The organism is Streptomyces sp. ALB3, from assembly GCF_044385685.1.
In the GTDB taxonomy this organism is placed as follows: domain Bacteria; phylum Actinomycetota; class Actinomycetes; order Streptomycetales; family Streptomycetaceae; genus Streptomyces.
In genome coordinates, this window is record NZ_JBISCE010000001.1 from 93,134 (window position 1) to 111,299 (window position 18,166).

Sequence of the window (18,166 nt, forward strand, 5' to 3'; positions counted from 1 at the left end):
CGTCCGCGCCCTGCGTGCCCGTACCGACGGGGTGTGCACCTGGGTAACAGGCAGGTGTGGGGGCCACGTTAGCGGGTGCCGCCGGTGCACGGCGCCTGCCTCCCGGCCCCAGCGCGCCGCCAGGCGGACGCCCAGCCGCGCGGCCCGTCCGGGAAGCGGCGAACGTCGTGGAGACCTACCGGCTCACGCGACCGGCTGGCCGATGCCCAGCATGTTCCCCTCGCTGTCGCGGAACCAGGCCGCGCGCTCACCTCTGGCGCCCTTGCCGGGGTAGTTCCCCTCGATCTCCGCGATGCCGTCACGCGTACGGAGGCCGGGAAGGCCGACCGTCTCGAACACCACGCCGCGCCCGCCGAGTTCGGCCACGACCGCCTCGATGTCGTCGACCTGCCAGCCCATCTGGGTGAAGGTGCCGGGCGAGGTCCCGGCCGACCGGAACACGGCGAACTCGGATTGCCCGCACCGGTACAGCAGCCCGCCCGGCCGTTCGTCGACGGGTTCGAGACCGAGCTTCTCGGAGTAGAAGCGCCGAGCCCGCTCCAGATCCTGGGCGGGCAGCCTGGCCGCGGCACCGCGCGCCCCGGCCAGCAGGTTCCTGTCGTCTGCGTCCATTCCTCCACTGTGCCGTGGACCGTGGCCGAACCCGGTGAGGAGCGCCTGCGATTCCCGATGCGGGCAGCAGTGACGGCGGGCCGTCCGGTACGAACACGGCGGCCCACACGGCGGTGTGCTCACGCCCGTCGCGGGCCGTGACCGGGCGGCCGGCAGCGGTCAGCAGGGGTCATACGGGCTTCTCGTGGCCAGGCGAGGACCTTCACGCACCGGCTGGTCAGGGAGCGACACGGCGTACTGACGGCCAGGCTGTCCGTACGTCACCAGCAAGATGAACCCAAGGGCGATCAGGGCACCAAAGAGCAGGCACCCCAGCTTCAGCCCGCCGCAGGCACCACGACACGACCGCGCGGGTTCCGCTGCCCCAGGGCCCACAGGGGGCCCAGGCCGTGAAAATGCCCCCGATCCGCGCCGTATGCGCAGGTCGGGGGCATGATCAAGAAACCTACTTCTTCTTGCCCTGGTTCTTCACGGCCTCGATCGCGGCCTTGGCCGCGTCCGGGTCGAGGTACGTGCCGCCCGGCTTCAGGGGGCGGAAGTCGGCGTCCAGCTCGTACGCGAGCGGGATGCCGGTCGGGATGTTCAGGCCCGAGATGGCGTCGTCCGAGATGCCGTCCAGGTGCTTCACCAGGCCGCGCAGGCTGTTGCCGTGGGCGGCGACCAGGACGGTCTTGCCGTCGAGGAGGTCCGGGACGATGCCGTCGTACCAGTACGGCAGCATGCGGATGACGACGTCCTTGAGGCACTCCGTGCGCGGACGCAGCTCCGGGGGGATCGTCGCGTAGCGCGGGTCGGCGCTCTGCGAGAACTCGGTGCCGTCCTCGAGCGCGGGCGGCGGGGTGTCGTACGAGCGGCGCCACAGCATGAACTGCTCCTCGCCGAACTCGGCGAGCGTCTGGGCCTTGTCCTTGCCCTGGAGGGCGCCGTAGTGGCGCTCGTTCAGCCGCCAGGAGCGGTGCACCGGGATCCAGTGGCGGTCCGCGGCTTCCAGCCCGAGCTGGGCGGTGCGGATCGCGCGCTTCTGCAGGGAGGTGTGCACGACGTCGGGGAGCAGGCCGGCGTCCTTGAGCAGCTCACCGCCGCGGACCGCCTCCTTCTCGCCCTTGTCGGTGAGGTCTACGTCCACCCATCCGGTGAACAGGTTCTTCGCGTTCCATTCGCTCTCGCCGTGGCGGAGGAGGATCAGCTTGTACGGTGCGTCGGCCATGGGTCCGAGCGTAATCGAACCCGTGCGGCCTCCGCTCGCCCGGCCGAAGGGCGGGACGGAGGCGGGGCCGGGACGTGTCGATTGACGGGTGGCGTCAATTGAGTGGCGGCCGGGGAATCCGCGTTCGTAATGTTCGGACAGTCGTCGGGCCGCTTACACCGCCCGCCTCCACATCCGTACGCGCACGTCCTCCGAGGGGGAAGCCCAATGTCTGTCGCCGGTCTCAGAAAGGCGGCACACGAGACGGTCGCCGGTCTCCCCAGGGAGTTCTGGTGGCTGTGGACCAGCACGCTGGTCAACCGCCTGGGGGCGTTCGTCGCCACCTTCATGGCGCTCTACCTGACCCTGGACCGCGGCTACTCCGCGTCGTACGCCGGTCTCGTCGCTGCCCTGCACGGGCTCGGCGGGGTCGTGTCGTCGCTGGGTGCCGGGGTGATGACGGACCGGCTGGGGCGCCGCCCGACCATGCTGATCGCACAGCTCTCGACCGCGGTGTCCGTGGCCGTACTCGGCTTCATGGTGCACCCGGTGGCGATCGCGGGCGTCGCCTTCGTCGTGGGTATGGCCAGCAACGCGTCACGGCCGGCCGTGCAGGCGATGATGGCCGACATCGTCCGGCCCGAGGACCGGGTGCGGGCCTTCTCGCTCAACTACTGGGCCATCAACCTGGGTTTCGCCGTCTCGTCGGCCGCAGCGGGGTTCATCGCCGAGTACAGCTATCTGGCCGGCTTCATGGGCGAGGCCGCCCTGACCCTGCTCTGCGCCGTCGTCGTCTTCCTGAAGGTGCCGGAGTCCCGGCCCGAGGCCGCACCCCGGGCCGCCGGGAGCCCGGCGCCGGACGACGTGAAGCTGAGCACGGTCCTGCGCGACGGGCGCTACATGGGGGTCGTCGGACTGTCGTTCGTGGTCGCCCTGATCTTCCAGCAGGGGTATGTGGGACTGCCGGTGGCGATGGGGACGGACGGCCTGTCCAGCTCCGACTTCGGCACGGCCATCGCCGTCAACGGTGTGCTGATCGTGGTCCTGCAGATTCCCGTCACCCGTTTCATCCAGCACCGCGACCCGCGCACGCTGCTGATCCTGTCGTCCCTGCTGGCGGGCTACGGTTTCGGACTGACCGCCTTCGCCGGGTCGGTCGGGGTGTACGCACTCACGGTGTGCGTCTGGACCCTGGCCGAGATCGTCAACGCGCCGACGCAGACGGGCATCGTCGTGCAGCTGTCCCCGGCCCACGGCCGGGGCCGCTACCAGGGGATGTACACGATGTCCTGGTCGGTGGCGGCGCTCGTCGCCCCGCTGATGTCAGGCTTCGTGATCGACCACTACGGAGCGGCCTGGCTGTGGGGGACCTGCGCGGTGCTGGGCACCGTCGCCGCGTTCGGCTACTGGCTGCTGATGCGGACCATGAGCCCCTCGGAGGCGGAGACCACCGTGACCGGGCCCACCGTCCCCGCCACCCCCACCGGCCCTGCTCCGGATGCCGCTGCGGTCACCCCTCCCGCTCCGCTCGTCCCTCCCGCTCCGCTCGGCGCTCCCGCGGTGGAGGTCCCGCTCGCTCCGGCCCCCGCAGACCGGGCCCCGTCCGGGCCGGTGGTCTGAAGCACGCCGGCACACGGCACACGAGCACACGGCACACCGGCACACGCCTCACCGCCTCACCGGCACGGGTCACCTCGGCACACGGCAGCGGCGCCTTCGCCACGGACACACGTCCGTCGCGAAGGCGCCGCTGCCGTTCTCGGCCTCACCGGGCGTGCTGAGCCGTGAGCCGTCTCGTCCGGTCCTGCTCAGCCACCGCACTGGCACGGTGCGCCTGACTGGCAGCCGCACCCGCAGCCCGACCCGCACCCGCAGGCCCCCAGCAGGGGCAGGTGCACCACTTCGGTCGGGGTGTCCTGCTGGGGTTCGGTCACCGGGGAATCGGCCATGGTTCCTCCTCAGGGGTACGACTCGACGCCGTACGCGCACGCGTACGGCGATCATGTGTACGGCGGGGCGACGGCATGGCGTGCCGCCCCCGCACCCATTCCATGCCCAGCCCGGAGGGCGCATCAACGGCGCACGAGCGCTGGAACAGAAGTGCGTCCGTCGTGAGGGCCGCGCCCTCTACGCCCCCTCCACCGGCGCCGCCGCCTGGATGTCGTCCGCGTGCTCGCCCGTGACCAGGTAGACGACGCGCTTGGCGACCGACACGGCGTGGTCGGCGAAGCGCTCGTAGTAGCGGCCGAGCAGGGTGACGTCGACGGCGGTCTCGATGCCGTGCTTCCAGCGGTCGTCCATCAGGTGCTGGAACAGCGTGCGGTGCAGCAGGTCCATCTCGTCGTCGTCCTGCTCCAGCTGGAGCGCCAGGTCGACGTCCTTCGTGATGATCACCTCGGCGGCCTTCGCCATCAGCCGCTGGGCGAGCTGCCCCATCTCCAGGATGGTGGCGTGGAGGTCGTGCGGCACCGCCGACTCGGGGAAGCGCAGCCTCGCCAGCTTGGCCACGTGCTGGGCGAGGTCGCCCGAGCGCTCCAGGTCGGCGCTCATCCGGAGCGAGGTGACCACGATCCGCAGATCGGTGGCGACCGGCTGCTGGCGGGCGAGCAGGGCGATGGCGCGGGCCTCCAGGTCGTGCTGGAGGTCGTCGACCTTCTGGTCCGCGGCGATCACGCTCTCGGCGAGCTTGAGATCGGCGTCGAGCATGGACGTCGTGGCCCGTCCCACCGCCGAGCCGACGAGCCGGGCCATCTCGACGAGGCCTTCGCCGATCGAATCGAGTTCCTCGTGATAAGCGTCGCGCATGGAAGTCCCTCTCCAGTTCCTTGACCGGCCGGCGGCCGGGGCGGCGTCGCACGGCCCCGGGTGACGGCCGGGCTTGCCGGGGCCGGGGTATCGGGTCCGCCCCCACGCTGCCACGTTGCGCGGTCAACGCGTCGGGATCCGGCCCCCGAAGTGAACCGTCACTATCCCCTTGGTGAACTCTGGGCGACGAGTGTTCGAGATGGCACCCGGATGGCTGGGAGAGTGCCGATGAGCCCGCATAACCTTGAGGCATGGACGTGAACGCGGCGGTCGCCGCAGCTGCTGCGATCGCCGGGCTGTGTACCGGTGTGATCGCCATGCTGGCGTTCCGCTGGAGCGAACGCGAGCAGAAGCGCCCCACGCGTACGTCCCTGCGGCCCGACGGCAACGCCGCGCTGCCCCCGGGGGTGGACACGGTCCTCTCCGTGCTCAGCTCGTCCGCCGTGGTGCTCGACGAGGGTGACAGCGTCGTCAAGGCCAGCTCCGCCGCGTATGCGCTGGGCCTGGTCAGGGGCGGACGCCTGGCGGTCGAGCCGATGCTCCACATGGCCAGGGACACCCGGCGTGACGGGGAGATACGACAGGTCGAGCTGGACCTGCCGCGTCGCGGAACGGGCAGGGGCGAGGCGCTCGCCGTCTCGGCCCGCGTCGCCCCGCTGGGCTCACGGCTGGTGCTCCTGCTGGTGGAGGACCTCACGGAGGCCCGCCGGATAGAAGCGGTGCGGCGCGACTTCGTCGCCAATGTCAGCCACGAGCTCAAGACCCCGGTCGGCGCGCTCTCCCTGCTCTCCGAAGCCGTCATGGACGCCTCCGACGACCCGGAGGCGGTTCAGCGGTTCGCCGGCCGCATGGAGATCGAGGCGACCCGGCTGACCAACCTCGTACAGGAGCTCATCGACCTCTCACGGGTGCAGAACGACGACCCGCTGGAGGACGCCGAGCCCGTGCGGGTGGAGGATCTGGTCGCGGAGGCGATCGACCGGTGCCGCCAGCAGGCCGGGTCGAAGCAGATCACCATGGCCTCGGGCGGCACCGCCGACCTCTCCGTGTGGGGCAACCGGAGCCAGCTCGCGGCCGCCCTCGGCAATCTCGTGGAGAATGCCGTCAACTACAGTCCCGCCCGCACCCGCGTCGGCATCGCCGCCCGGAAACTGTCCGCGCCCGGCGGGGACCTGATCGAGATAGCCGTGACCGACCAGGGCATCGGCATCTCCGAGAAGGACCGCGAGCGCGTCTTCGAGCGGTTCTACCGCGTCGACCCGGCCCGCTCCCGGGCCACCGGTGGCACCGGTCTCGGCCTCGCCATCGTCAAGCACGTGGCCGCCTCGCACGGCGGGGAGGTCACCGTCTGGAGCTCGGAGGGACAGGGCTCCACGTTCACCCTGCGCCTGCCCGAGACGGGCGTCGTGCGGGGTCGCACCACCGGCGGACCCCTCGTCCTCGACGGTGCCGTCGACGACGACGGGCCGTACGAGACCGATTCCTACGAACCATTCCCTGCCCCGGAGGCTCTTCCGTGACCCGAGTGCTTGTCGTCGAGGATGAGGAATCCTTCAGCGACGCCCTGTCCTACATGCTGCGCAAGGAAGGCTTCGAGGTGGCGATCGCGGCCACCGGCCCGGACGGCCTCGACGAGTTCGAGCGCAACGGCGCCGACCTCGTGCTGCTCGACCTGATGCTCCCGGGCCTGCCCGGCACGGAGGTCTGCCGGCAGCTGCGTGTCCGGTCCAACGTCCCGGTGATCATGGTCACCGCCAAGGACAGCGAGATCGACAAGGTCGTGGGCCTGGAAATAGGAGCCGACGACTATGTGACCAAGCCCTTCTCCTCGCGGGAGCTGGTGGCCCGCATCCGTGCGGTCCTGCGTCGCCGGGGCGAGCCGGAGGAGGTCACCCCGGCCGCTCTGGAGGCCGGGCCGGTCCGGATGGACGTGGACCGCCACGTCGTCACGGTCTCGGGCGGCAAGGTGGACCTCCCGCTGAAGGAGTTCGACCTCCTGGAGATGCTCCTGCGCAACGCGGGACGCGTCCTGACGCGCATGCAGCTGATCGACCGGGTCTGGGGCGCGGACTACGTCGGCGACACCAAGACCCTGGACGTGCACGTCAAGCGGCTCCGCGCCAAGATCGAACCCGACCCCGGGGCGCCGCGTTACCTCGTGACGGTGCGGGGCCTGGGCTACAAGTTCGAGCCGTAGACCGAGGGCTGCGGGCCGTGAGGGGGGTCCTCGCCGAGGACACCCCTCACGCTCCTGATCAGTGCGTGGCGTCCGTGCCCGCGTCGGAGTCGCTCTCCGCACCCGAGGCCGGCTCGGTCTCCGTGCCCGACGGGCTCTCGGACTCCACGTCCGACGGCGTGTCCGGCGTGCCGGAGTCCGACGGGGTGGGCTCGGGCTCGGCCGACGGAAGCGCGGTCGGGCCGAATCCCTCGTAGTAGCTGGTCGCCGGGACGATGGAGGCGGCGAGTTCGACGTCGCCCGTCTCGCTGAAGGTGAAGGCGACGTTCTGCACGCCGCCGTCGTCGCCTGCCTGGCGTCCGTTCTCGATGACGGCGGAGGCGTTGTTCTTCCCGCCGATGATGAGCCGTCCGCCGGCCGGGATCACGAGGGGGCCCTTGCCCTTGGCGGGCTTCAGCTCCACCGTGGCGCGGGTTCCCGGCAGGGTGACCTTCTCCACGACCTCCTGCTTCGTGCCGTCGTTGAAGAGGGTGGCGGCGATGACCGCGGGGCCCTCGGCGTCCGGCTCGGCCTGGGTGATGATGTTCAGGTTCTGGATCTTGATGGAGTCGACAGCGGTGGCTGCGTTGTCCGGCCTGACCTGAAGCGTCTGCGCGTCGTTGCCGGCACCGCACGCGGACAGCGTGCCGATCGAGAACACGAGGGCAGTGGCGGCGAAGGCGCCGTGTCGAAGGCTGCGGCTCACGGCGGCGGCAACTCCTTGAACGTTCGGACTGCGGACTTCGGACTCTGCGGACAGGAAGGCCCGAGCGACTGTGAAGCCGCCCTAAGTGTGTCAGCGGCCTCAGGTTACCGAGCCGTCGACCGGGGCCCGCACCCGACCCGCCCCTCCGGCCGGCCGACCTGTGGGCCGGTAACCCGCCGCCGGCGCGCGACATCTCCCGGCCGCGTCACGGCCGCTCCCCGGCCATGACGATTCGCAGGGTGTTCACAAAACGCGGGGTGAGCAGCGCGCCGGCCGGACGGTGATCGATTTCCGGCGGTGGCGCATTTCCCGCGCATAATCCACCAGGACGCAGGGTGTTGATCAATTTCATTGGCCATCGACGCTAAGAGTCGTACGGGTGATCGAGGGCCGAACGGAGTACAGAAAGTTCACCATCCGGAATCCGACAAACCGGGACGTTCAGCCCCTTCTGGAGGGCTTCCGGCGCTGGCGGCGGCGGCGTTTCGGCCCGGCGGTACGCCCGCTCCGACCTGCGAATATCGCCTTCCGGAAGCCTCCCGCAGCACGTTCGTGTCGCAGTTGTCAAGCCCCGAGATATGCCCTGACCTGCGAAAACGCCATTCAGGAGAAGCCGTTCTCGTGTTACTCTGGATAGCCACGGAAGGGGTACCTGTCACATGACGTTCAAGGTTGGCGACACCGTGGTCTATCCCCATCACGGGGCCGCGCTGATCGAGGCTATCGAAACTCGTCAGATCAAAGGCGTGGACAAGACCTACTTGGTGCTCAAGGTCGCCCAGGGCGACTTGACGGTTCGTGTGCCGGCGGACAATGCGGAGTTCGTCGGTGTGCGTGACGTAGTCGGGCAGGAGGGGCTGGACCGGGTCTTCGAGGTGCTGCGCGCGCCGTACGCCGAAGAGCCGACGAACTGGTCCCGACGCTACAAGGCAAATCTCGAGAAGCTCGCCTCGGGCGATGTCATCAAGGTCGCAGAAGTAGTGCGTGACCTGTGGCGTCGCGAGCGCGAGCGCGGACTCTCCGCAGGTGAGAAGCGCATGCTCGCCAAGGCCCGCCAGATCCTGGTGAGCGAGCTCGCTCTCGCGGAGAACACGAACGAGGACAAGGCCGAGGCCCTGCTCGACGAGGTTCTCGCGTCCTGAACCGGACGAACCGGTGACCGGATGACGCCGGCGAACCGAATCCGGTCATAGCAATTGTGCCGCGGTGCCCGCTGACCAGCCGTTCTCACGGTAAGTCGTCGGGCGCTGCGGCATGTCCGGACCCGCACAGGATCCTGGGCAACCCCGGGGCGGTGCACCCGCGTACTGCCCCCCGAGGCAACTCACCGGCCCCGCCGCGCTCGGCCGCCCAGGGGTCACGGAAGGGTCCTGGTCGGGTCAAGGCGTCGCGTCCGGCTCGCTCCCCCGGCCTGGGGTCGGGGGCACGCCCAGGCCATACCCATGTCGGCCGTGGAAACAAACCTGCCGAAGCTTCGGAGTGCAACCGATGTCACCGATGTCACCGACGCCTGCTGAACCGAGCCCCTCCCGCACCGCCGCTGTCATCCCCGCGGCGGGCCGCGGGGTCCGGCTCGGCCCGGGTGCCCCGAAGGCGCTGCGCGCGCTCGGCGGTACGCCCATGCTGATCCACGCCGTGCGGGCCATGGCGGCGTCCCGCGCCGTCACCCTCGTCGTCGTGGTCGCGCCGCCGGACGGCGCGGCCGAGGTCAAGAACCTGATCGACGGGCACGCGCTGCCCGAGAGCACCGACTACGTCGTCGTCCCCGGGGGTGCGACACGCCAGGAGTCGGTGAAGCTCGGTCTCGACGCGCTGCCGGCGGACGTCTCCGTCGTGCTCGTCCATGACGCGGCCCGTCCCCTCGTTCCCGTCGACACCGTGGACTCCGTCATCGAGGCCGTACGGGACGGGGCTCCCGCCGTCGTTCCCGCGCTTCCCCTCGCGGACACCGTCAAGGAGGTCGAGCCCGCTGAGGCGGGCGCGCCGGAGCCGGTCGTGTCGACCCCCGTGCGGGCGCGGTTGCGAGCCGTGCAGACTCCCCAGGGCTTCGACCGGGACACCCTCGTGCGTGCGCACGAGGGGGTGGCCGTCGACGGTGAGGGAGCGACCGACGACGCGGGCATGGTCGAGCGGCTGGGTTCGGCGGTCGTCGTCGTGCCCGGGCACGAGGAGGCGTTCAAGGTGACCCGCCCCCTGGATCTGGTCCTGGCGGAGGCCGTTCTCGCACGCCGGAGGGCGCACGATGGATTCTGAGACGGTGGAGCCGCAGCCGGCTCCCGTGATCCCGCGCGTCGGCATCGGGACCGACATCCACGCCTTCGAGGAGGGCCGCGAGCTCTGGTGCGCGGGACTGCTGTGGGAGGGGGAGGGCCCCGGCCTCGCCGGGCACTCCGACGCCGACGTGGTGGCCCACGCCGCCTGCAACGCCCTGTTCTCGGCCGCCGGACTGGGCGATCTCGGCCGGCACTTCGGCACCGGACGCCCGGAGTGGTCGGGCGCCTCGGGCGTCACCCTGCTCACCGAGGCCGCACGGATCGTGCGTGCCGAAGGCTTCGGGATCGGCAACGTCGCCGTGCAGGTCGTCGGTCTGCGGCCCAAGATCGGCAAGCGGCGCGACGAGGCCGAGAAGGTGCTGTCCGATGCCGTCGGCGCCCCCGTCTCGCTCTCCGCCGCCACCTCCGACGGTCTCGGGTTCACCGGGCGGGGCGAGGGCATCGCGGGCATCGCGACCGCCCTGGTCTACCGCGCCGGCTGACGCAGGGGCCCTCCGGCCGGGCCGGCACCCGCCCGGACGCAGGCGCACCGGGAAGCCCCCCGGCTTATTGCACATGGCTTGCACGTACGCTGGTGTGGCACGTCATGTGTACGGCCGAGAGTGAGGGTGAGCGTCAGTGGTGACCGCGACCGCCGGGGTGGCAAGGGTGCCGGAGGCGCCGGCCGACACGGACGGTTACGTCCTGCGGACCGCCACGGCGCAGGACGTCGGCGGTGCGCGCGCCGTCATGCTGGACACCGTCTACCACGACCTGCGTTCGGGCTACGTGCCCCGCTGGCACGCCGACATCATCGACCTCGAGGGTGCCTACCTGCGTCCCGCGCGCTGCACCCTCCTGGTCGTCGTGCGCGGCGACGAGGTCGTGGCGACGGGTGCGGTGCGGGACCGTGGCCCGCAGTCGCCGCCCAATCCGCAGTGGGTCGCGGACCGCTTCCCCTCCGGGTCGACGGCCCAGCTGTGCCGCGTCTACGTACGCCCCGGCCATCGTAGGCACGGCCTGGCCCGCCGGCTGGTGCGGGAGCTCGGCCGCTTCGCCGCGGAGGCGGGCGGCTACACCTCGCTCTATCTGCACACCGATCCGGCCGTGCCGGGCGCCGAGCCGTTCTGGCGGTCGCTCGCCCATGAGGTCTGCGACGAACGCGCGCTGCCGGACGGCGGTCAGGGCATCATCCACTTCGAGCTGCCGATGCCCGTTCCCCAGGGGCCCCTCGCCCCTCGTCTCTGATGATAATCATTTTCATATAAGGTCTTCGTCATGCCTACGTCCCGAAGCCGCCGCTCCCCGCTGCCGGCCGTCGCCGCCGCCGCCCTGCTGCTCCCGATCGCCGCCTGCTCCACGTCGAACGGCTCAGGAGCGTCCGGCGACACGCAGCGGCTCCGGATCGTCATGGCGTTCCCGCCGGCCCAGGCCATGTCCCCGTACGGCGACGACGCGGTCACCCTGAGCAGACTCGCCGTCGTCGAGGGCCTCACCACCCTGGACAGGAACGGCGCGGCGAAGCCCGCGCTCGCGGCGTCCTGGAAGCAGGACGGCCCCACCAGCTGGACGTTCACGCTCCGTGACGCGGCCTTCCAGGACGGCGCGAAGGTCGACGCCGACGCCGTCGTCCGGTCCCTCACCGCCGCCGGCAAGGCGTCCCCGCTGCCCAGGGTCCTGTCCGACACGGTCCTGAAGGCGACGGCCACGGGCGCGGACACCGTACGGATCGTCACCGAGGAGGCGGACCCGCTGCTCCCGCAACGGCTCGCCAACCCCTCCCTCGCGATCCTGTCCGCCGACGCCTACGCGAACGGCAGGGTGAACCCCGCAGGCCACGCCACCGGACCGTTCACCCTGACCGACGTCAAGGGCGCCGTCGCGGCCACCCTCGAACGCAACGCCGACTACTGGGGCGACAAGGCGAAGGCACCCGGGGTCGACGTCACCTTCGCCGCGGACGGCACCGCCCGCGCCAACGCGCTGCGGACGAAGGCCGTCGACGTCGCCGAGTACGTACCCATCAGCCAGGCGTCCCTGCTCGGTGACTCCTACGTCCACGAATTCCCGTCCGCCCGGACCAACGGCCTGTCGCTCAACACCGAGCGCGGTGTCTTCGCCGATCCGGCCATGCGGGCCGCCGCCCGCGAGGCCATCGACTCGAAGGCCCTCGCCGACGGGGTGTACGAGGGCCGGGCCGACACCGCGCGGGGTCTCCTCGGCCCCGGCATCCCCTGGGCCGCCGGGAAGCGCACCGCACCCGCCGGCCGGGTGCCGGCGGCAAGCCGCGAGGACGTGGCAGCGGCGGAGCCGATCGTCCTCGCCACCTACACCAACAGGCCCGAGCTCCCCGAGGTCGCGACGCTCGTCCAGCAGCAGCTCGAGAAGCGCGGCTTCACCGTCGAGCAGGTCGTCCGCGACTACGCGCAGATGGAGGCCGACGCGCTCGCGGGGAAGTACGACGCGTTCATCCAGGCGCGCAACACGCTCCTGGACACCGCCGACCCGCTCTCCTACCTCGCCTCCGACTTCACCTGCGACGGCAGCTTCAACATCTCCCAGCTGTGCGACAAGCGGGTCGACTCCGCCGTGAACAAGGCCGGCTCTCTGACCGGCACCGACGCCCGCCACAGCGCCGAGATGACCGCCGAGGCGGCCGTACTCGGCGCCGACGCCCTCGTGCCGCTCGTCCACGAGCGCTTCGTCCAGGGCTACGACGACGCCCGGGTGGGAGGCGTCGCCCTCGACCCGATGGAACGCACCCTCATCACCGCCGGCACACACGTCCGGTGACCGCGTGAAGTACCTGGCCGGACGGCTCGGCGCACTGCTGGCGGTCATCGCCGTCATCGGCCTGCTGCCGAGGCTGACCCGCACCGACCCGGCGCTGACCGTCCTGCACGCCCGCTACGCGGACCGTCCGCCCACCCCGGCCGTGCTCGACGCCATCCGCGCCGAGACCGGACTCGACGGCGGACCGCTGCACGTCCTCGGAGGATGGGCGGCCGGACTGCCGCGCGGCGACCTCGGGCGGTCCTGGGTCTCCGGACAGCCGGTCGGCCCCGACGTCACGTCCGCGCTCGGTGTCTCCCTCACCCTCATGGGCGCCTCGCTCGCCGTCGCCGTCGTCCTGGCGCTCGCCCTGGTCGCCGGGACGCTCCGGCGGGGCGCCCACCGCCGGCTCGTCAACACCCGGGCGGGCGTCGGCGCGGCCGTGCTCGCCGCGCTGCCGGAGTTCCTCCTCGCCGCGGTCCTGGCCACCGTCCTCGCCGTACAGCTGGGCTGGTTCCCGGCCCTCGGCTGGGGCGGACCCGGCGAACTCGTCCTGCCCGCCCTCGCCATGGGCGTCCCCGCAGGCGCGCTGCTCGGGCGTCTGCTGGACGACGCGCTGCCCGCGGCGTTCGCCGAACCCTGGGCACGCGCCGCCACCGCCCACGGAGTGCCCGCCCGCCGGATCGCGCGCCACGCCCTCGGCCGCGCCCTGCCCGCGCTGCTTCCCCAGCTCGGTCTCGTCGTCGTAGGGCTCACCGGTGGCGCGGTCGCCGTGGAGACGCTCTACGCCGTACCCGGGCTCGGCGGCACCGCCCTGGCCGCCGCACTCGCCCAGGACCTCCCCGTCCTCCAGGCGTGCGTGCTGCTGCTGCTCCTCCTGGGCGTCGCCGCCGGGCTCGCGGCCCGGCTCGGAACCAGGGCCCTGCTCGGCCCCGCGCGGACCGACGGCGCCCTTCCCCCGCTCGTCGCGCCGCCCCTGCCCACCCGCCGCGCCGTGACCGCCGGCGCCGCGGTCCTGGGAGCCCTGCTCGCCGCCGTCGTCGTCACGGGGCTGCTCCGCGACCCCCTGCACGCCGACGCGGCGGTCCGCCTCGCGTCACCCTCCGCGGCCCACCCGCTCGGCACGGACTCCCTGGGGCGCGACGTCCTCGCCCGCCTGGGCCACGGAGCGGCCACGACCGTGCTCACCGCCGTCGCCGTCGGCGCCGTCACCCTCCTGCTGGGGCTGCTCGCCGGCGCCGCCCGCGCCGGCGCCCTCACCGAGACGGCCAACGCGCTGCCCGCGGTCCTGGCCGGCCTCGTCGTCGCGGGCATCGCGGGCCCCGGCCCCTGGGGCGCCGCCGCGGCCGTCGCCGCCGTCGCCTGGGCACCGCTCGCCGCCCACACCGCCGCGCTGTACGCCCAGGAGCGCGCCGCCCCGCACGTCGCCGTCGCCGTCGCCCTCGGCGCCGGGCCATGGCACCGGCTGCGCCGCCACATCCTGCCGGGCGTCCTGCCACCCGTCGTACGCCACGCCGCCCTGCGCGTCCCGGCCATCGCCCTGGCGCTCGCCTCCCTGGGGTTCCTCGGCCTCGGGACCCCGGCCCCGGCGCCCGAATGGGGCCGCATGCTCTCGGAGAACATGCCCTACGCCGAACGCGCCCCCTGGGCCGTCCTCGCCCCCGCCGCCGCCCTCGCCGCCCTCGGCGCGCTCGCGGTCCTGACCTCGGCGGCCGTACGGGGCACGGGGCGCCGATGACGGCCTCCACGGCGCCCACCCACCCCCGCGCCACCCCGGAACCCAGGCACTACCTCCGCCTCCTGACCGTCACCCAGTTCGCCTTCAACACCGGCTTCTACGCCGTCCTGCCCTACCTCGCCGCCCATCTCGGCGACGGGCTCGGCATGGCGGGCTGGCTCGTCGGACTCGTGCTCGGGCTGCGCACCTTCAGCCAGCAGGGTCTCTTCGTCGTCGGCGGCGCCCTCACCGACCGCTACGGCCCCCGGCCGGTCGTCCTCACCGGCTGCGTCCTGCGCGTCGCCGGATTCTGCTGGCTCGCCCAGGCCGCCACCACCGCCACCGTCATCGGCGCCGTACTCCTCATCGGCTTCGCCGCGGCGCTCTTCTCACCCGCCGTCGAATCCGAGACCGCCAGGACCGCCGTCGCCCACGAGAGCGCCACCGGGACGCCGCGCGCCCAGGTGCTGGCCGTGTTCTCCGCCGCCGGACAGGCCGGCGCCTTCCTCGGCCCCCTGCTGGGCAGCCTGCTGCTGCTCCTGGGAGGCGGATTCCGCACGGCCTGCCTCGCCGGGGCCGTGGTCTTCGTCGGCGTGTTCGCCGGACACGCCCGTCTCATGCCCCGCAGGCCGCGCCCCGTCCGGGGCCGGGGCCTGCGGGCCGAACCCTCCGCGAAGGGCGCCCTCCTCACCCGCGAGGTCTTCGCGAACCGCCCTTTCCTGGTGCTCTGCCTCGTCCACAGCACCTACCTCGTCTCCTACAACCAGCTCTATCTCGCCCTTCCGGCGGAGGTCGAGCGGGCCACCGGCTCCCAGAGCGCACTCGGCGGACTCTTCGCGCTCTCCTCCCTCCTCGTCGTCGTCGCCCAGCTCCCGCTGACCCGCTGGTCCGCCCGCCGCATCACGCCCAGGACCGCGCTCGCCACCGGGCTCGCCGTCGTCGCCGCCGGATTCACCGCGGTGCCCCTCATGCCGGACGGGCCCGCCGGGCTGCTCCCCGGGGCCACGCTCGTCGTCCTGCTCACGCTCGGCCAGATGCTGCTCGTCCCCGCCGCCCGGGGCCTCGTACCGGACCTGGTCGAGGACCACCGGCTCGGGCTCGCCACCGGAGCCCTGTCCTCGGTGTCGGGCCTCGCCGTCCTCGTGGGGAGCGCCGCCACCGGAACGCTCCTCGGCGCTCCCGGGCCCGTCCTGTGGACGGTGCTCGCCGCCGTCCCCCTGGCGGGGGCCGTCCTCGCCCTGACCCTGACCGGTGGACGCCGCACGCCGGAGTCCGGTACCACCGTCACCGATCAGTTGTGACACGTTTTCCACAGGGGGCGCTGGGCACTGGTGCGGGCCCACTACCCTTGAGGGGTGACTATTCGCCTGTACGACACCAACGCCCGGCAGATCCGTGACTTCGTCCCGCTCACAGCGGGCTGTGTCTCGATCTACCTCTGTGGCGCGACTGTCCAGGCCGCCCCGCACATCGGGCACATCAGGTCCGGGCTGAACTTCGACATCATGCGCCGCTGGTTCGACCACCGCGGCTACGACGTGACGTTCGTCCGGAACGTCACCGACATCGACGACAAGATCATCAAGAAGTCCGCCGAGCAGGGCCGCCCCTGGTGGGCCATCGGCTACGAGAACGAGCGCGCGTTCAACGCCGGCTACGACGCCCTGGGCTGCCTCCCGCCCACGTACGAGCCGCGCGCCACCGGCCACATCACCGAGATGGTCGAGATGATGCGCGGCCTCATCGAGCGAGGCCACGCCTACGAGGCCGACGGCAACGTCTACTTCGACGTCCGCTCGTACGAGGGATATCTCGAGCTCTCCAACCAGGACCTCGACGACCTGCGCCAGCCCTCCGGCGACGGTGAGACGGGCAAGCGCGACCAGCGTGACTTCGCCATGTGGAAGGCCGCCAAGCCAGGTGAGCCCAGCTGGGAGACGCCCTGGGGCCGTGGCCGCCCCGGCTGGCACCTCGAGTGCTCCGCGATGGCGCACAAGTACCTCGGCACCGCCTTCGACATCCACGGCGGCGGACTGGACCTGATCTTCCCGCACCACGAGAACGAGATCGCCCAGGCCAAGGCCTACGGCGACGACTTCGCGAGCTACTGGGTGCACAACGGCTGGGTCACCATGGCCGGCGAGAAGATGTCGAAGTCCCTCGGGAACTCCGTGCTGGTCAGCGAGATGGTGAAGGCCTGGCGCCCGATCGTCCTGCGCTACTACCTCGGCACCCCGCACTACCGGTCGATGATCGAGTACAGCGAGGAGGCCATGCGCGAGGCGGAATCCGCCTTCGCACGGATCGAGGGCTTCGTCCAGCGTGTCGTGGAGAAGGCCGGGGGACCGGTCGAGCCCGCCGCGGAGGTGCCGCCCGCCTTCGCCGAGGCCATGGACGACGACCTCGGCGTCCCCCAGGCGCTGGCGATCGTCCACACCACCGTCCGGCAGGGCAACTCCGCCCTCGCCGCCGACGACAAGGAAGCCGCCGTCGCCCGCCTCGCCGAAGTGCGCGCGATGCTCGGCGTCCTGGGTCTGGACCCGCTCGACCCCCACTGGGCGGGGGAGAGCGACCGGGGCGAGGACCTGCACGGCGTCGTCGACACCCTCGTACGGCTCGTCCTCGACCAGCGGCAGTCCGCCCGCGAGCGCAAGGACTGGCCCGCCGCGGACGCGATCCGCGACCAGCTCAACCAGTCCGGCCTCGTCATCGAGGACGGCCCCAGCGGACCCCGGTGGACTCTCGGCCCGCGCTGAGCGGATCTTCGCACCATGCGTGAGCAGCGCAAATGTGCCGCCCGGCCGTCCGGGCGGCACACTTTCACTTGACGACGAACTTCTGAAGCAACGAAACAGGTAGGTCATGGCCGGGAACAGCCAGCGCAGGAACCGCCGCACGTCCAACAAGAAGGGCATGCAGGTCGGCAGCGGCGGTAACCGACGCCGTGGTCTCGAAGGCAAGGGACCGACGCCGCCCGCCTCCGCCCGCAAGGGGCACAAGAAGAACAGGGTGGCGAACGCCCAGGCCAAGCAGGCCGCCGCGCGCCGCCCCGCTCCGCGCCGGGGTGGCGCCAAGGGCACGTCGGAGATGGTGGTCGGCCGCAACCCCGTCTTCGAGGCACTGCGCGACGGCGTGCCCGCCACCACCCTCTACGTGCAGCAGTACATCGACAACGACGAGCGGGTCCGCGAGGCGCTCCAGCTCGCCGGAGAGCGCGGCAACATCCACCTCATGGAGGCGCCCCGCCCCGAGCTGGACCGGATGACGAACGGCCTGAACCACCAGGGCCTCGTCCTCCAGGTCCCGCCGTACGAGTACGCGCACCCGGAGGACCTCACGGCCGCCGCGTACGACAACAACGAGGACCCGCTGATCGTCGCTCTCGACGGCGTCACCGACCCCCGGAACCTCGGCGCGATCGTCCGCTCCGTCTCCGCCTTCGGCGGCCACGGCGTCGTCGTACCCGAGCGCCGCGCGGCCGGAATGACGGCGGGAGCCTGGAAGTCCTCGGCCGGCACCGCGGCCCGCACCCCGGTCTCGCGCGTCACCAACCTGACCCGCGCCCTGGAGGGCTACCAGAAGGCCGGACTCACCGTCGTCGGCCTCGCCGCCGACGGCGAACACACGGTCGAGGACCTGCAGGCCCTCGAAGGCCCCGTGGTCATCGTCATCGGCAGCGAGGGCAAGGGCCTGGGCCGCCTCGTCGGCGAGACCTGCGACTACCGGGTCCGGATCTCCATGCCGGGCGGCGCCGAATCCCTGAACGCCGGTGTCGCCGCGGGCATCGTCCTCTACGAGGTGGCACGCCGCAGGGCGTGAGGCCCGCCGGTGCAGGGGTCCGGCCCGGGTCCCTGCATCGCACAGCAGGAGCCGTGGCCGCCAAAAACCGGACAGAAGTGTG

At 72.0% G+C, this 18,166-nt stretch carries 17 protein-coding genes; 12 read left to right on the top strand and 5 right to left on the bottom strand.

The window, feature by feature from the left end; translation table 11 throughout:
• Nucleotides 1–183: 183 nt before the first annotated feature.
• The gene (locus ACHFIV_RS00515; RefSeq protein WP_398961857.1) at nt 184–612 is read right to left on the bottom strand and encodes a VOC family protein; all 429 of its coding nucleotides are present in this window, start codon (nt 610–612) and stop codon (nt 184–186) included.
• Nucleotides 613–1,057: 445 nt separating this feature from the next.
• Nucleotides 1,058–1,819 (bottom strand): phosphoglyceromutase, encoded by a 762-nt coding sequence (locus ACHFIV_RS00520; protein ID WP_014154899.1) that lies wholly within the window; start codon nt 1,817–1,819, stop codon nt 1,058–1,060.
• A gap of 207 nt (nt 1,820–2,026) precedes the next feature.
• On the opposite strand from ACHFIV_RS00520, the gene ACHFIV_RS00525 reads away from it, so the two are divergent.
• On the top strand, nt 2,027–3,418 hold the full coding sequence (locus ACHFIV_RS00525; RefSeq protein ID WP_398961861.1) for an MDR family MFS transporter: 1,392 nt from the start codon (nt 2,027–2,029) through the stop codon (nt 3,416–3,418).
• 507 nt (nt 3,419–3,925) lie between these two features.
• Here ACHFIV_RS00525 and phoU read toward each other — a convergent pair.
• The gene (gene phoU / locus ACHFIV_RS00530) at nt 3,926–4,603 is read right to left on the bottom strand and encodes a phosphate signaling complex protein PhoU (RefSeq protein WP_398961863.1); all 678 of its coding nucleotides are present in this window, start codon (nt 4,601–4,603) and stop codon (nt 3,926–3,928) included.
• 251 nt (nt 4,604–4,854) lie between these two features.
• Here phoU and ACHFIV_RS00535 point away from each other — a divergent pair, with 251 nt between their 5' ends.
• The gene (locus ACHFIV_RS00535; protein ID WP_398961865.1) at nt 4,855–6,123 is read left to right on the top strand and encodes a sensor histidine kinase; all 1,269 of its coding nucleotides are present in this window, start codon (nt 4,855–4,857) and stop codon (nt 6,121–6,123) included.
• Nucleotides 6,120–6,800: a response regulator transcription factor gene (locus ACHFIV_RS00540; RefSeq protein WP_014047499.1), complete on the top strand. Its 681-nt coding sequence runs from the start codon at nt 6,120–6,122 to the stop codon at nt 6,798–6,800. The genes ACHFIV_RS00535 and ACHFIV_RS00540 overlap by 4 nt, the downstream gene beginning before the upstream one ends.
• A gap of 58 nt (nt 6,801–6,858) precedes the next feature.
• On the opposite strand, the gene ACHFIV_RS00545 is transcribed toward ACHFIV_RS00540, so the two are convergent.
• Together ACHFIV_RS00545 and ACHFIV_RS00550 are read right to left on the bottom strand one after the other, a co-directional pair.
• Nucleotides 6,859–7,524 (bottom strand): DUF461 domain-containing protein, encoded by a 666-nt coding sequence (locus ACHFIV_RS00545; protein ID WP_398961867.1) that lies wholly within the window; start codon nt 7,522–7,524, stop codon nt 6,859–6,861.
• Nucleotides 7,525–7,729: 205 nt separating this feature from the next.
• Complete coding sequence (locus ACHFIV_RS00550) at nt 7,730–7,876, bottom strand: hypothetical protein (RefSeq protein ID WP_398961870.1); 147 nt, start codon at nt 7,874–7,876, stop codon at nt 7,730–7,732.
• A gap of 307 nt (nt 7,877–8,183) precedes the next feature.
• Between ACHFIV_RS00550 and ACHFIV_RS00555 the strand changes: the two genes are divergently transcribed.
• From ACHFIV_RS00555 to rlmB, 9 genes are all read left to right on the top strand, one after another.
• A complete protein-coding gene (locus ACHFIV_RS00555) occupies nt 8,184–8,666 on the top strand; it encodes a CarD family transcriptional regulator (protein WP_006380568.1) in 483 nt (160 codons plus the stop codon).
• Nucleotides 8,667–9,012: 346 nt separating this feature from the next.
• Nucleotides 9,013–9,777 carry a 2-C-methyl-D-erythritol 4-phosphate cytidylyltransferase gene (gene ispD, locus ACHFIV_RS00560; protein ID WP_398961873.1) on the top strand — a complete coding sequence of 255 codons (765 nt, stop codon included), beginning with the start codon at nt 9,013–9,015 and terminating at the stop codon, nt 9,775–9,777.
• The gene (ispF, locus tag ACHFIV_RS00565; protein ID WP_398961876.1) at nt 9,767–10,279 is read left to right on the top strand and encodes a 2-C-methyl-D-erythritol 2,4-cyclodiphosphate synthase; all 513 of its coding nucleotides are present in this window, start codon (nt 9,767–9,769) and stop codon (nt 10,277–10,279) included. Before ispD ends, ispF begins: the two co-directional genes overlap by 11 nt.
• A gap of 136 nt (nt 10,280–10,415) precedes the next feature.
• Nucleotides 10,416–11,024 (top strand): GNAT family N-acetyltransferase, encoded by a 609-nt coding sequence (locus ACHFIV_RS00570; RefSeq protein WP_398961878.1) that lies wholly within the window; start codon nt 10,416–10,418, stop codon nt 11,022–11,024.
• Between the two features lie 30 nt (nt 11,025–11,054).
• Nucleotides 11,055–12,569: an ABC transporter substrate-binding protein gene (locus ACHFIV_RS00575; RefSeq protein WP_398961880.1), complete on the top strand. Its 1,515-nt coding sequence runs from the start codon at nt 11,055–11,057 to the stop codon at nt 12,567–12,569.
• Between the two features lie 4 nt (nt 12,570–12,573).
• The gene (locus ACHFIV_RS00580) at nt 12,574–14,286 is read left to right on the top strand and encodes an ABC transporter permease subunit (protein ID WP_398961882.1); all 1,713 of its coding nucleotides are present in this window, start codon (nt 12,574–12,576) and stop codon (nt 14,284–14,286) included.
• The gene (locus ACHFIV_RS00585) at nt 14,283–15,566 is read left to right on the top strand and encodes an MFS transporter (protein WP_398961885.1); all 1,284 of its coding nucleotides are present in this window, start codon (nt 14,283–14,285) and stop codon (nt 15,564–15,566) included. The genes ACHFIV_RS00580 and ACHFIV_RS00585 overlap by 4 nt, the downstream gene beginning before the upstream one ends.
• Nucleotides 15,567–15,620: 54 nt before the next feature.
• On the top strand, nt 15,621–17,021 hold the full coding sequence (gene cysS, locus ACHFIV_RS00590; RefSeq protein ID WP_398961888.1) for a cysteine--tRNA ligase: 1,401 nt from the start codon (nt 15,621–15,623) through the stop codon (nt 17,019–17,021).
• A gap of 106 nt (nt 17,022–17,127) precedes the next feature.
• Nucleotides 17,128–18,084 carry a 23S rRNA (guanosine(2251)-2'-O)-methyltransferase RlmB gene (rlmB, locus tag ACHFIV_RS00595; protein WP_398961891.1) on the top strand — a complete coding sequence of 319 codons (957 nt, stop codon included), beginning with the start codon at nt 17,128–17,130 and terminating at the stop codon, nt 18,082–18,084.
• The last annotated feature ends 82 nt before the right edge of the window (nt 18,085–18,166 follow it).